Annotated in this window: 13 protein-coding genes and 2 pseudogenes; 6 read left to right on the top strand and 9 right to left on the bottom strand. The window is 70.7% G+C overall.

Annotation, left to right across the window (positions count from 1 at the left end; all coding sequences use genetic code 11):
- A pseudogene (locus tag STRIP9103_RS51080) lies at positions 1-539 on the bottom strand (hypothetical protein); the annotation flags it as partial.
- Between STRIP9103_RS51080 and STRIP9103_RS00905 the strand changes: the two are divergent.
- The 3 genes and pseudogenes from STRIP9103_RS00905 (at position 540) to STRIP9103_RS00895 (ending at position 4,297) form a co-directional block, all read left to right on the top strand.
- Positions 540-1,661 (top strand): annotated as a pseudogene (locus STRIP9103_RS00905) (NADH:flavin oxidoreductase). It abuts the pseudogene before it with no gap.
- A gap of 229 nt (positions 1,662-1,890) precedes the next feature.
- Positions 1,891-2,529 carry a superoxide dismutase family protein gene (locus STRIP9103_RS52690; protein WP_009293585.1) on the top strand — a complete coding sequence of 213 codons (639 nt, stop codon included), beginning with the start codon at positions 1,891-1,893 and terminating at the stop codon, positions 2,527-2,529.
- A 262-nt stretch (positions 2,530-2,791) separates the two neighbouring features.
- Complete coding sequence (locus tag STRIP9103_RS00895) at positions 2,792-4,297, top strand: subtype B tannase (protein WP_048819472.1); 1,506 nt, start codon at positions 2,792-2,794, stop codon at positions 4,295-4,297.
- Between the two features lie 62 nt (positions 4,298-4,359).
- Here STRIP9103_RS00895 and STRIP9103_RS00890 read toward each other — a convergent pair whose 3' ends face one another.
- From STRIP9103_RS00890 to STRIP9103_RS00880, 3 genes are all read right to left on the bottom strand, one after another.
- Entirely contained in the window at positions 4,360-4,938 is a 579-nt protein-coding gene (locus tag STRIP9103_RS00890; RefSeq protein WP_078613752.1) for a DinB family protein, read from the bottom strand.
- A gap of 107 nt (positions 4,939-5,045) precedes the next feature.
- A complete protein-coding gene (locus tag STRIP9103_RS00885; RefSeq protein WP_009293590.1) occupies positions 5,046-5,228 on the bottom strand; it encodes a hypothetical protein in 183 nt (60 codons plus the stop codon).
- A 66-nt stretch (positions 5,229-5,294) separates the two neighbouring features.
- Positions 5,295-6,287: a wax ester/triacylglycerol synthase domain-containing protein gene (locus tag STRIP9103_RS00880; protein WP_158696838.1), complete on the bottom strand. Its 993-nt coding sequence runs from the start codon at positions 6,285-6,287 to the stop codon at positions 5,295-5,297.
- Positions 6,288-6,774: 487 nt separating this feature from the next.
- Between STRIP9103_RS00880 and STRIP9103_RS00875 the strand changes: the two genes are divergently transcribed.
- On the top strand, positions 6,775-7,641 hold the full coding sequence (locus STRIP9103_RS00875) for a SecDF P1 head subdomain-containing protein (protein WP_234022081.1): 867 nt from the start codon (positions 6,775-6,777) through the stop codon (positions 7,639-7,641).
- A 93-nt stretch (positions 7,642-7,734) separates the two neighbouring features.
- Here STRIP9103_RS00875 and STRIP9103_RS00870 read toward each other — a convergent pair whose 3' ends face one another.
- From STRIP9103_RS00870 to STRIP9103_RS00855, 4 genes are all read right to left on the bottom strand, one after another.
- Positions 7,735-8,313: a hypothetical protein gene (locus STRIP9103_RS00870; RefSeq protein WP_009293587.1), complete on the bottom strand. Its 579-nt coding sequence runs from the start codon at positions 8,311-8,313 to the stop codon at positions 7,735-7,737.
- A gap of 97 nt (positions 8,314-8,410) precedes the next feature.
- Positions 8,411-8,644: a hypothetical protein gene (locus STRIP9103_RS00865; protein WP_009293599.1), complete on the bottom strand. Its 234-nt coding sequence runs from the start codon at positions 8,642-8,644 to the stop codon at positions 8,411-8,413.
- Between the two features lie 293 nt (positions 8,645-8,937).
- Positions 8,938-9,903: an N-acetylmuramic acid 6-phosphate etherase gene (murQ, locus tag STRIP9103_RS00860; RefSeq protein ID WP_009293609.1), complete on the bottom strand. Its 966-nt coding sequence runs from the start codon at positions 9,901-9,903 to the stop codon at positions 8,938-8,940.
- Positions 9,904-10,003: 100 nt separating this feature from the next.
- Complete coding sequence (locus STRIP9103_RS00855; protein WP_048819471.1) at positions 10,004-11,005, bottom strand: MurR/RpiR family transcriptional regulator; 1,002 nt, start codon at positions 11,003-11,005, stop codon at positions 10,004-10,006.
- 55 nt (positions 11,006-11,060) lie between these two features.
- Here STRIP9103_RS00855 and STRIP9103_RS00850 point away from each other — a divergent pair, with 55 nt between their 5' ends.
- Together STRIP9103_RS00850 and STRIP9103_RS00845 are read left to right on the top strand one after the other, a co-directional pair.
- Positions 11,061-11,483: a hypothetical protein gene (locus STRIP9103_RS00850; RefSeq protein WP_009293592.1), complete on the top strand. Its 423-nt coding sequence runs from the start codon at positions 11,061-11,063 to the stop codon at positions 11,481-11,483.
- The gene (locus STRIP9103_RS00845; RefSeq protein WP_009293603.1) at positions 11,480-11,758 is read left to right on the top strand and encodes a DUF4031 domain-containing protein; all 279 of its coding nucleotides are present in this window, start codon (positions 11,480-11,482) and stop codon (positions 11,756-11,758) included. The genes STRIP9103_RS00850 and STRIP9103_RS00845 overlap by 4 nt, the downstream gene beginning before the upstream one ends.
- Here the strand turns inward: STRIP9103_RS00845 and STRIP9103_RS00840 are convergent.
- Complete coding sequence (locus STRIP9103_RS00840) at positions 11,748-12,548, bottom strand: hypothetical protein (protein ID WP_009293618.1); 801 nt, start codon at positions 12,546-12,548, stop codon at positions 11,748-11,750. The two genes, STRIP9103_RS00845 and STRIP9103_RS00840, sit on opposite strands and share 11 nt — an antisense overlap.
- Positions 12,549-12,655 lie beyond the last annotated feature (107 nt).

Below are 12,655 nucleotides of genomic sequence, written 5' to 3'. Positions count from 1 at the left end.
TGGCCGAGGAGCAGATGCCGGCCGGGGTCGGTGCGGTACCAGCTGATCTGGAGCACCCGTGCCGTGGAGACCCCGCGCCAGGCCTTGGGGTCGCGCGTGGAGACGGGGCGGGCGGGCCGGGGCACATCGGGGTCGATGACGCTCAGATGGCCGGGGTAGTGGCCGAGGCCGCGGAAGACGGCGCCCAGCACCCGGTCGCGGTCCTGCTCCGCGACGGCGACGACGGTGCCGTGGTCGGAGGTGCCGCGTACGGCGAAGTACGGGACGCCGACCGAGTCGAGCAGCGAGGTGAGGGCGTTGCGGTTGGCCTCGCGCCCTCGGGCGTTGGTGGGGCCGGATGCGGGCGGACCGGGTGGCCGCGGCGGCGGCCCGGGTGCCGCGTGTTCTGGGTCACAGAAGGCAGGGGCAAGCGGCGGAATGCGGGGGCGGTCGGGGTCGTTGAGCAGATGGACGGTGTATGCGCGTGCATATACCGGGCTCGAACCACCCGACCGAACTGCCTGCTTGATGTCTGACCGACCTCTCCGAGGAGCCTCCATGTGACCACCGCCGCACCTACCTCCCGTGCTGCCGAGATCCTGTCCCGACCGCTGGCGATCAACGGGCTGACCGTTTCGAACCGGATCGTGATGGCGCCGATGACGCGTGAGTTCTCGCCGGGCGGCGTCCCCGGCGCGGACGTGGCGTCGTACTACGCCCGACGGGCCGCCGCCGGGGTCGGGCTGATCGTCACCGAGGGGACGTATGTCGGGCATGAGTCGGCCGGGCAGAGCGACGGCGTCCCGCGGTTCCACGGGGAGGAGCAACTGGCGGGGTAGGCGAAGGTCGCCGAGGAGGTGCACGCGGCGGGCGGCCGGATCGTGCCGCAGCTGTGGCACATCGGCATGATGCGCGAGCAGGGTCAGCCGCCGTACGCGGACGCCCCGGCCGTCGGCCCGTCCGGTCTGCGCCTCGACGGCACCGAGGGCACCGGCAAGGCGATGACCCGGCGGGACCTGGACGATGTCATCGGCGCGTTCGCCGAGGCGGCTGCCGCGGCCGAGCGCATCGGCTTCGACGGCGTCGAACTGCACGGCGCCCACGGCTATCTGATCGACCAGTTCCTGTGGGCGGGCACCAACCGCCGTACGGACGCGTACGGCGGTGACGTGGTGGCCCGTACGAAGTTCGCCGCGGACATCGTGGCGGCCGTACGCGAGACGGTCTCGCCCGGGTTCCCGGTCCTCTTCCGCTACTCGCAGTGGAAGTCCGACAACTACGACGCCCGCCTCGCCGAGACCCCCGAGGAGCTGGAGGCCATCCTGACGCCGCTGACCGCCGCCGGCGTCGACGCGTTCCACGCCTCCACCCGCCGCTACTGGCTCCCCGAGTTCGAGGGCTCCGATCTCAACCTGGCCGGCTGGACGAAGAAGCTCACCGGCAGGCCGGCCATCACCGTCGGCTCGGTCGGCCTCGAAGGCGACATCCTCAAGACCATGGGCGAGAGCTCCCCCGTCAAGGGCATCGACGACCTGCTGGACAGCCTGGAGCGCGAGGAGTACGACCTCGTCGCCGTCGGCCGCGCCCTGCTCCAGGACCCCGAGTGGGCGGCGAAGGTCCTCGACGGTCGCTTCGACGAGCTCAAGCCGTTCGAGCCGGCGGCCCTGCGCACGCTGAGCTGAATCCGCTCTCCCCTCGTGGGTCTTGAGCGCGGCCGGGGCGTGGAGCCGATACCTTTCGCCAAGTCTCCCCAATACCCGGCGGTAGTGATCCAATTCTGTCGAAAGTGTCGCGTAGGGTCGTGAGCGCAGCGTCGCCCGGCACCCCAACTCCTGCCGTTCGGCGGGTAGTTGGGGTGCATTCGTGTGCGACCGCTCCCCATCACCCCCCACGAATGGGACGAGAGATCTCATGGCACGACACAAGTTCAGCAGCAAGTACAAGCGGATCGTCGCGGCGTGCGCGGCCGTGGCCGCCGTCGCCGGTGGCCTCGGCGTCGCCGCCACCGCGGGCGCCAGCGAGACCGTGGAGAAGGAGAGGACGACGGTGGTGAATCCGGCGCGGAAGGTCGTCGTCAAGACGGTGTTCGCGCCGGCGGCCACGGCGGAGGCGGCGCCGGCGGTGACGTACAACACCGAACTGGTGCCGCTGGGCGCGCGGGTGCAGGTCAAGGAGGAGCTGCGGCGGAGCGGCGGTACGCGCATCGAGCTGCGGCTGCGGGATCTCGTCGCGAACCGTACGTACGGTGTCCATGTGCACACCAAGCCGTGCGGCAAGCTGCCCGCGGACGCCGGGCCGCACTACCAGGACGAGGTGGACCCCAAGCAGCCGTCGGTCGACCCGGAGTACGCCAACCCCGAGAACGAGGTGTGGTTGGACGTCGACACCAACAAGGACGGCTCGGCGCGGACCGTGGGCATCGTCGACTGGCGGTTCCGTGCGGGCGGAGCGAAGTCCGTGGTGCTGCACGAGACGGCCACGTCCACGCACGAGGGGCACGCGGGGACGGCCGGGTCGCGGCTCGCTTGTGTGAACGTGCCGTTCGAGTGAGCGGGTAGGCGTCGTACGCGTCGTACGCGTCGGCATCGCGAGCGTGTCCTGTCGCCTGTCGCCTGTCGCCTGTCGCCTGTCGCCCATGGATTTGCGTCAAAATTGCTGACAATTTTGTGGGCGATTGGCTCGGTTTGCTGGACGGTATTCGGCCCGGTCGCGAGAGGCGTACAAGGAAGTCTTAAGAAACGACTGCTGGACTCTGCGCTGTCCGAACGAGCCGTGAAGACAGGAGAGTTCAGTGAAGCGCAGGTCAGTGGTCATGGGGCTCACCGCAGCCGCCGCCGTCCCGTCGGTCGGACTCGCCTCCGGCGCGCGGGCGGCGGACGGCACCTCGGCGACCGCCGGGTCCGCCGGGACAACCGCCGCCTCCGTCGCGGGTTCGTCGTCGCTCGTCTTCGACCCGGCTGCCCACACCGAGCAGACGGTCGCCATCACCGACACCACCGGCACGGCCCACGAGGTGGTGTACCGCTTCTACAAGGTCGCCTCGTATGTGGCGAACCCGGTCGACGCGGCGTACCAGTCGCTGAACGTCTGTGAGCCCGTGAAGATCGACGGCGTGGCCGTGGACGCGGGCAGAGCGCCGATCCTGCTGGCCAACGCGATCGGCGGCTACATGCCGTCGTCCGTGGCCGGCAAGACCGGGATCACCGCGACCGGGATGGGCGGCGCCACGAGCCGGCAGGCGCTGGCCTTGGCCGCCGGGTACGTGGTCGTGGAGCCGGGGGCGCGGGGCCGTACCCTCGTCGACGCGAGCGGCGTCCACTACGGTGTCGCGCCCGCCGCGATCGTGGACCTGAAGGCCGCTGTCCGATACCTGAAGTTCAACAAGGGGCGGGTGCCGGGGAACGTGAACCGGATCGTGTCGTCCGGGGTCAGCGCGGGCGGTGCGTTGTCGTCGTTGCTGGGGGCGTCCGGGGACAGTTCGCTGTACGAGCCGTATCTGGAGGCCATCGGGGCGGCCGACGCGAGCGACGCGATCTTCGCCACCGGTGCCTGGTGCCCGATCACCGACCTCGAACACGCCGACATGGCGTACGAGTGGTGCTGGGGCGGCAACCCGCTGGCCGGTGGCTCGCAGGCCGACCAGACCCTGTCGAACGAGCTGAGGACGGCGTACGGCGACCACGTGGCGTCGCTCGGGCTGCGGGCGAGGGGGTACGGCCGCCTCACGGCCCGCAACCTGGACGACTACCTGCTGAAGACGTTCATGGAACCGTCGGCGACGAAGTACCTGGCGGCGCTGTCGGAGACGGACCGCTCGGCCTATCTGGCCGCGAACCCCTTCATCACCTGGTCCGGCGGCAGGGCGAGCTTCACATGGGCGGACTTCGTCACCCACGTCGGTACGCGGAGGAAGAACGTCCCGTCCTTCGACACGTTCGACATGGCCAGCCCCGAGAACAACCTCTTCGGCGTCGGCACGACCCGGGCCCGCCACTTCACCCTCTGGAGCCTGCGCAAGCAGCAGGGCGACAGCGCCCGCCTCGACGAGGACATCCCCGAGAAGCTCGCCCTGATGAACCCCATGCACCACCTCGCCGACAAGCCCAACGCCCACCGCTCCAAGCACTGGTGGATCCGCCTCGGCATGAAGGACACGGACACGTCGCACACGGTGGCCGGCAACCTGCACGCCCGGCTCGTCCAGCTCGGGGACGACGTCAACACGTCGTACTACTGGGACGCGGGGCATGGGGCGGACCAGGACCCCGGCGACTTCGTGACGTGGATCGGTGAGGTGTCGGGTTACCGAGCAAGGTGAGGAAGTAGGCGGGCCGGCCGGGTCCACGAGCGTCGTGGACCCGGCGTCGCCGGTCGGGCGGGTCAGCCCATGCTCTTCGCGCCGTCCAGGGACTCGCGGATGATGTCGGCGTGGCCCGCGTGCTGGGCGGTCTCGGTGGCGATGTGCATCAGCACCCTTCGGGCCGACCACTGTGTCCGCGGCTCGAACCAGGGGGCCTTGGGCAGCGGATGGGCGGCGTCCAGGTCGGGCAGGGTGGCGACCAGTTCGTCGGTCCGGCGGGCCACCTCGGCGTAGTCCGCCAGCACACCGGCCAGGGTCTCGCCGGGCAGCATCCGGAACTCGTCGGCCCGCCGGGCCCAGTCGGCCTCGGTCATGGCGGTGAAGTCGGGCATCGCCGAGGGGCCGTTCAGGATGAAGCCCGTCCAACTCCGTTCGACCGACGTGACGTGCTTGATCAGGCCGCCCAGACACAGTTCGCTGACAGTGGTCCGCCGCCCGACCGCCTCGTCGGTGAGATCGCGGGTGGTGAACCGCAGGAAGTGCCGCTGCTTGGCCAGCGCCTCCAGCAGCTCGGCACGCTCGCCGGTGACGGCCGGCGGGGCGACCGTCTCGGTGTCGGTCGTGGTGCGGTGGGCGGTGTCGAGCGCGGTGTCGTTCATGGTCTCGGCCTCCATGGCTTTCTGTTCCGTCGGTCGAGACCACACTAGGAGTCATATAGGTCAGATCCTGACCGCTTGGCTCCGCTCTTTTCGTCAAGCTCGGCGGTTCACTTCCGCGGGCTTCGCAGGTCGCGCACGAGCGCGTGGACGGCGGTCAGGAAGAGGAGGACGGCGAGGGCCGGCCAGAGGACGGATGCCCCCGACTGGTACTCGCGGACTCCGGCTACGAGGAGCAGCGCGCCGACGAGGACGCCGAACGCGGAGATCAGCATGCTGATGCGGTTGGTCACGCGCTCATCATCGACGACGGCTCCGCCCGGCGGTAGCCGCACAAGGACGTGCCGCCGACGTCTCGACTAAGCGTGGAGAGCGGAGGCCCAGGAGCCGGGTAGCGCGAGGATCGGGGCGCGGCGGTCGTCGGAGATCGCCGCGCAGCGGATTCGGTTGTTCGTTCGGGTGAATGAGACGTACGCGGGGAAGCCGTCGAAGACATTCAGCATCATCGCGGCGGAGCGTAGTTCGGCGCCGAAGAGGTGGTGTGGCGGTGAGAGGGGGACCGTGACGCTGCTGACCACCAGAGGGGTGTTCTTCGGTTTCAGCATGGAGCGGAAAGCCGGGACGCCGATCTTCGGGTGGATTTTCATGTCCATTGTTTTGCGCAGGGCGTCGCGGTGTGCGGTGTCCCTGAGTTTCTGCGTGTGCCGGTGGACATGGTGGACGGCTTCCTTCAGTGATGTGACACGGGAGGGGACCGTCAGGCGGAACATCCCCAGGCGGTTGCCGATGCTGTGCCGCTCGGCCGGGGTCCTGGTCGACATGGCCACGCCGACGGAGGCGTCTCCCAGGAGGCCGTCGCCGTTGCCGAGGGCCAGGCAGAGCGCGGCCATGTTCACGTCGTTGACGCTCACTCCGTAGGAGTCGGCGAGGGCTCGTACGACGGTGAGGGGTACGTCCTGGAACGCATGACGCCGGGCTGGTGCGGAGGGCTTGGCGGGCCTCGGGGGTGGCCGGTCGCCTCTGCCCGCCAGGGAGGCCACCAAGTCCCGGAGGACTCGGGCCCGGCCCCGGGCGCTCGCCTTTCCGGGGGCGTACAGGCGCGAGCCCTCCCCGGGGGCGTCCGGCAGCAGGGCGGAGAGGAGGTGGGTGGCTCCGACGCCGTCCAGGAAACCGTGATGCGCTCGGAAAAGGACGCGGAAGTGGTTCGTGTCGCGGGTTTCGCTCAGCAGCCATACGTCCCAGAGGGGAACGGTGCCGGCGAAGGAGAACGGGGTGCCGAGCAGTCGGTTCGTTTCCTCGTCGATGTCGATGCCGTCGAGGCGGAACACGTTCTTTCCGGTCTGGGAGTCCATGGGGCGCAGGCCGGGGAGGAGGGACGCTCGTTTTGCCACTCGGTCTCTGAGGGGCTCCAGCGGTGGGCACGGGCCGTGGTAGTCCAGGGCGAACGTGATGACCGGCTGGTCCTGGCCGTTGAACGACAGGAATGTCTTGTCGATGAGATTCGGCGAGCTGAGGTTCGCTGGGTTCGCCGGGGTCGCTGGGTTCTCTGGGTTCTCTGGGTTCGCCGGGTCGGTCATCGTCTGCCTCAAGTGGTGAGCATGATCCTGCGCAGGGGTGTTGCGGTTGGTGGCTCCCCTGGCACGGGGGTGGGTGAACTTAAACCACTCATTCGGGTTGATCATGGTTTTTACCGGGATGTGTCAACTCGCTGTGCGGGGAGGGGAGTCGCTGCCACGATGAGCGTGCGGGCCGTGGGGCGTGAGTGGGTCCCTTTGGCGGAGGCCGGCCTTTGAGCGGGGGAGGCGAAGGGGCGTGGGGAAGACGCGTGGGCGTGGAGCGGTGGCTGTCCTGGGGATGGGCCTGGGGCTGGTTCTGACGCTGGGGGCGTGTGGTGGTTCCGATGACGGGGCGCCGCGCTCGCAGGAAGGGGCCGGGGGTACGGCCGCCAACGGCGACGGCAACGGCAACGGCAAGGGCGCCGGTACAGGTACGGCCGGGCGGACCGTCGTGACGTTCGCGCCCGAGGCCGGTCAGGCCTCGGACTCGGCGGCCCTGGAACGTACCGCCGAGCTGATGCGGGACCGGGCGGCGGTCGCGGGGCTGGAGGACGTCGAGGTCACGGTCGAGGACGAGGGGCAGATCACGGTGGCGGGGCCCGGGGACCGGCGGGAGTCGCTGGAGTCCCTGGGGCGGCCCGCCGAGTTGGGGTTCCGGCCGGTGCTGAGCCAGGAGATGGTGGCGAAGGGGGACACGGCGGGTGAGAGCGCGTGCTCGGCGGCGGTGGACGCGAAGCCGTCGGAGCCGACCACCGCGTGCGGCGAGTGGCAGGGCACCCTCTCCACGTACCGCCTCGAACCGGTCGCCCTGCCCGGTACGGATGTGGCCGACGCCGAGGCGGCGATCGACGAGGAGCGGGGGACCGGCTGGTACGTGAAGCTGGAGTTCACCTCGACGGGCGCGAAGCGGTTCGCCGACATCACCGGGCGGCTCGCCCAACAGCCCTCACCGGCCAACCAGTTCGCCATCGTCCTCGACGGCACCGTACTGTCCGCCCCGTACGTGGCCTCCGCGATCACCGGCGGCGAGGCCGAGATCTCCGGCACCTTCACCCGCCGGGAGGCCGCGGAACTGGCCGCCCAGCTGACCACGGGCGCGCTTCCGGTACGGCTGAAGGTGTCGAGCGTGACACGGCTGCCGGGGAGCTGAGCCGGCGCCGTCTCCGCACTCGGCGTTCAGCGCCGCTCGATACTCGCCCTTCAGCATCGCTCCGCACCGCGCTCACCGCCGTCGCGTACGCCCCTACAGCCCACCCAGCGGTTCGATGTCCAGGCGTATCGGCTCGCCCCAGATGCGGAGGACTTCGTAGTCGGTGAACTCGTGTACCAGGCGGTAGGCGATGGCCGGGCGGGGGCCGCGGCGTTGGGCGGTGAGGTAGAGCTCGGCCTCGCGGCGGTCTCGGCGGGGGGTGCCGCAGAGCTGCCAGACCTGGCCGTTCCACGCTTCGGGGAGCCAGCGCTGTTGGGGTTGGGGGCGGTCGTCCCGTACCCCGTAGCGGGACGGGGTCGGGGTGGTCCGGCCGGTGGGGCGGGGCGGGCCGTAGCTGTCGTTCAGCTCGCTGCGGCGGGCGGCGCGGCGGCGGGTCTCGCACAGGAGGCAGCGGTCCGGGGCCTCCTCGTCGACCGGGCCGTTCGGGTGCTCCGCGCAGCGGGTCGTCGGCGGGGCCGTCGTGACCGTCTCGTCCAGGAGCTCCAGGGCGCGCTTGATGTCCGCCTTCACTTCGTGCAGGCGGGTGTCGGGGGTGTCGGCGCTCAGCGCCTCACCGTGCTCCCCGAGCAGCCGCAGGGCCCGGCCGAGAGCGGTGAGCTGGGCGTGGTTCACGGACTCGGTCCCTTTCCTGGACGACAACGGCGTACCCCACCGTGCCACACACCACTGACAGTCGGCTCGTGCGGCCGGTGGACGGCGACCCGCGTGGTCAGTGGTGGGCCGGGTCTGTCGTGTCGCAGTCGTTGGCATTCGGGTCGGCCGAACAGTGCGCGATGTCCGCGCGTGCGGCCAGGCCCGCCGAGAGGAGGAGGGCGGCCACGGAGGTCACGTAGACGATGCGCCAGGGCAGCGCCGGTCGCTCGGGACCGCGCATCCTCGGCGCACCGAGGAGCAGCAGGAAGAAGGCGGCGAAGAACAGGAGCACGGCCAGTAGGCCCAGCAATGTGCGCCCCCCTCGGCTGTCGGGCTGCCGGCTGTGGCGGTCGGATGAGTCGGGATGGCGGCGGAGTGGACGAGCCAGTGTGGCGGAAATCCGATGAGCCATTTTGGCGAATCGGGCGTGTCGGTGGGTCGTGGGCGCGGGGGCGCACGGGTGCGTGGGGGAGGGGCGGGCGGTAGCGTCGTTGGGGCTTGGGGGGCCTTCGGGCCGCGGGTTCGCGGGAGTTGTTCGCGCCCGCGCTGCGGAGCCGCAGATCGGCACGGCCCCGCGCCCCTGAAGACGTGGGCGTGCGTTCGTCAGCGGGTCGTTGCCGTTGCCGCTGCCAGGGCCGCTCTCAGGTGGCCCCCGTTCTCCGTCAGGAGTTGGGTGGCCGTGTCGGCGTCCACTCCGCTCAGGAGCGTCAGGATCGCGGTCTTGACCTCGCCGGACGACTCGGTGAGGGCCGCTTCGATCTCGGGGTCGGTCGCGCCGGTGGCGAGGGCGACGATGCGGTGGGAACGGGCCCGGAGTTTGTCGTTCGTGGCGCGTACGTCGACCATCAGGTTTCCGTACGTCTTGCCGAGGCGGATCATCGTGATCGTCGAGAACATGTTGAGGACCAGTTTCTGGGCCGTGCCTGCCTTCAGGCGGGTCGAGCCCGTCACCAGCTCGGGGCCCACGACGATCTCGATGCCGTGGTCGGCGGCTGCCGCGAGCGCGCTGCCCGCGTTGCAGGACAGGCCCACCGTCAACGCCCCGTACGCCCGCGCCCGCGTAACGGCGCCGACCGCGTAGGGCGTACGGCCCGACGCCGATACGCCGACCACCGTGTCCTCGGCGGTCAGGCCCAGCGCGTCGAGGTCCGTCCGGGCCAGCTCCGCCGAGTCCTCGGCGCCCTCGATGGACGTGACCACGGCCTCCTGGCCGCCCGCGATCAGGCCCACCACCTGGGAGGGGGCCGTGTTGAAGGTCGGCGGGCACTCGGACGCGTCGAGGACCCCGAGCCGGCCGGCCGTACCCGCTCCCGCGTAGATCAACCGGCCGCCCCTGGCCATGCGCTCGGCGATCGCGTCGATCGCCGCCGCGATGAGGGGCAGCTGCGCCGCCACCGCCGAGGGCACGGTCGCGTCCTCGCCGTTCATCAGCTTGGCGATGTCGAGGGTGGGGAGTTGGTCGATGTCGGCCAGCTCCGGGCGGAACGCCTCGGTGGTCAGCGTCTCCAGTTCGGCCATCACGGCAAGGTGGTTGGGGGAGGGGGCGGAGGGGTTGGGTGAGGACGGCATGCGGTGACTCTTTTCCGTACGGTGCGATCAGCGCCCTGCTGCCAGGGGTTCGGCGCCCTGCTTCAGGGTTCGGGGGCGCGGGGCTGTATCGGGCGCCGCACTACCGCGACGGTCCCCCGCCCCGATGCCTGTGGGCAAGGGCCTCGTACGACGCCGACAACGCCGGTGCCGCCGACTCGTACGTCCGTTGCGCCACCCCGATGAACAGGCAGTCCACCACCAGCAGTTGGCTCGTCCGGGACGACATCGCGGCCGGTCGCAGTTCACTCTCGCGGGCAGTGGAGGTGGTCAGTACGTGGTCGGCGTACTGGGAGACGGGCCCGTCGGGTCGGCCGGTGATCGCGATCGTCGTGGCCCCGTGGTCGAAGGCGACCCGCAGTGGTTCGATGACGTCCCCGGTCGAACCGGAGTGGGTGATCGCGACGGCCACGTCCTTGGCGCGCAGCTGTACCGCGTTGGTGACGGCGAGGTGCGGGTCGCTGTGCGCGTGGGCTATGAGCCCTATGCGGAGGAGTTTCTGGGTGAGGTCCTGGGCGACCAGCCCGGACGCCCCGACGCCGTAGACGTCGATCCGCCGGGCCGCGGCGAGCGCGTGGACCGCCGCGCCGAGCTGGACCATGTCGAGGCCGGCGGCCGTGTCCGCGAGGGTCTGCTGTTCGTCGTGGGCGAGCTTGGCGACGACGTCGGGGAGCGGGTCGTCGACCGCGATGTCGGCCGTGACCGAGGGCGCGCGGCCCGACTGCTGCTGGGCGGCGAGGCCGGCCAGCGCGAGGCGCAGGTCGCGGTAGCCGGGGTAGCCGAGGAGGCGGGCGGTGCGGACGACCGTCGCCTCGCTGGTGCCGGTGAGCTCGGCGAGACCGGTGACCGTGAGCGCCGCGCAGCCCGCCGGGTCGCTCGCGACCGCCTCCGCGACGCGCTGCATGGAACGGGTCATGGAGGGCATGAGCGTCCGCACCTTCGCGGCGAGGGCCGCGGGGGCGGGTGGGATGTGCGCGGGCCGCAGCTCGGCGGATGCGCCGGTCGCGTCGGCTGCGTCTGCCGTGGCCGCCGCGTCCGCTGTGGCAGACACCCGGGAGAAAATTTCCTTCACGTTGTCGCTCACTTGTGAAAGATATTTTCCGTTCGGTCGCGCGGTCAAGGGTGCGCACAATGGATGCATGAGTTCCGGCAGTGATCCCGTGAGCCCCCTCAGTCCTCTTGAGCAGGCGCTGCACGCCGCCCGTGCGCTCGTGCTCGCCGATCTCGTCGCGGGGGAGGTCGCCGAGGCGGACGTGGTCTCGATGGTCGAGGACTCCGTCATGCAGCGGCGTTGGTGGGTCGAGCAGTGGCCGGACGGTGCGACGTTCGTGACCGGGCTGATCGCCCAGGATGTGCAGGACGCCCTCCTGGAGCGGTACGGGCGCTGGCCCCTGTGCCCCGTCTGCGGCGCCGGCGACCCGCACGCCCTCGACGTCGAGCCGGAACTCGGTCCCGCTCCGCAGTGGGTCTGCCACAAGGCGGGCGTCCGGGTCGCGGCGGTGGGGTCCCTGGCGGGCGCGCTCGGGACCGGCGGGACGCCCGGGGGGACGCCGTCCTCGTGACCATCTACATAGACCCGCCCACCTGGCCGGGGCACGGCAGGATGTGGTCACACCTCGTCAGCGATGTCTCGTTCGACGAACTGCATCTGTTCGCACGGCGATCGGGCATTCCCGAGCGCGCCTTCGAGCGTGATCACTACGACATCCCGTCACACCGTTACGAGGAACTCGTGCGGGCGGGGGCCGTGGAGGTGGGGTCGAAGGAGTTGTTGCGGAGGCTGGTGGGGGCGGGGCTGCGGCGGCCGAAGCGGCGGGGTGGGGGCGTCAGTCGGTGAACACGGGTTCCAGTGTGTTCACCCAGTTGGTGAGCGCCACGGGATCGCTGTCGACGACCTCGAAGGCCACGGGCCGCTCGTAGAAGGTGCGGATGATGTCGTACATGCCGGTGTTGTTGGTGAAGCAGGCCGTGTCGCCGACGGGTTTGCTGGACCGGCCGTCGGTCCAGCGGCCCTGGACGCCCTGGACGATGTCGCAGTTGCCGGCCGGCAGGTTCGCCGCGTACTTGAGGTAGGCCGCCCTCAGCTCTTTCTGTGACGGGTACTCCATGATGACGACCGTGGCGGCGTACTCGAAGCCCGTCGCGTCCTGCGCGGACACCGTGCACCGCAGCGCGGCCTTGGTGTCCGGCACGTCGTGGTGGGCACAGCTGTCCCGCTGCCACTGGCTGTCGTTGAGGGAGTCGCGCAGTGCGCGGTCGGCGGCGGTCAGGCCGTCGCTGTCGGGGCCGGTGTCCGAGACCTCCGGGCTTTCCGGGCTCGGAGAGGTGGGGTCGTCGCTCGGTACGGTCCTGCCGCCCGTGTCGTTGATCGGGCTCTGCCCTCCGCTCGTACCCCCGTTGGTCTCCGGCTTGCCGGAGGTCGCCGCCGTCACCACGAAGCCGATCACCGTGAGCAGGCTGCTGACGATCAGGCTGATGACGGCGACGCGTACGCCCCGTCCGTCATGGTCGCCGTTGCCCGGCGGCGGAGCCGGCTGAGGCGGCCCCGGCGGGCCAGGTGTACCCGGCGCCCCGGGGGTTCCCGGCGGTGGTGTGGGCGTAGGTCCGTTCGGGCCGTACTGACTCATCGCGCTCCCCCGATCCCCCGACGCACGCGAGGTCACGGGAGGTCACGCCTCCCGGTACCCGGGCGTCCAGGTGCCCTCGTACGTCTCCGCCTGCGGTCGCGTGCGAC

This window comes from Streptomyces ipomoeae 91-03, assembly GCF_000317595.1.
In the GTDB taxonomy this organism is placed as follows: Bacteria; Actinomycetota; Actinomycetes; order Streptomycetales; family Streptomycetaceae; genus Streptomyces; species Streptomyces ipomoeae.
The sequence above is the reverse complement of the archived record's forward strand: the minus strand, read 5'-3'. Positions and strand labels throughout refer to the sequence as shown.

What these genes read in the sequence shown, in the direction of transcription:
- STRIP9103_RS52690 (WP_009293585.1), top strand. Translation starts at nt 1,891, where the DNA reads ATGGCACGACACAAGTTCAGCAGCAAGTACAAGCGGATCGTCGCGGCG.
- STRIP9103_RS00895 (WP_048819472.1), top strand. Translation starts at nt 2,792, where the DNA reads ATGGGGCTCACCGCAGCCGCCGCCGTCCCGTCGGTCGGACTCGCCTCC.
- STRIP9103_RS00890 (WP_078613752.1), bottom strand. Translation starts at nt 4,938, where the DNA reads ATGAACGACACCGCGCTCGACACCGCCCACCGCACCACGACCGACACC.
- STRIP9103_RS00880 (WP_158696838.1), bottom strand. Translation starts at nt 6,287, where the DNA reads ATGGACTCCCAGACCGGAAAGAACGTGTTCCGCCTCGACGGCATCGAC.
- murQ (WP_009293609.1), bottom strand. Translation starts at nt 9,903, where the DNA reads ATGCCGTCCTCACCCAACCCCTCCGCCCCCTCCCCCAACCACCTTGCC.
- STRIP9103_RS00850 (WP_009293592.1), top strand. Translation starts at nt 11,061, where the DNA reads ATGAGTTCCGGCAGTGATCCCGTGAGCCCCCTCAGTCCTCTTGAGCAG.
- STRIP9103_RS00840 (WP_009293618.1), bottom strand. Translation starts at nt 12,548, where the DNA reads ATGAGTCAGTACGGCCCGAACGGACCTACGCCCACACCACCGCCGGGA.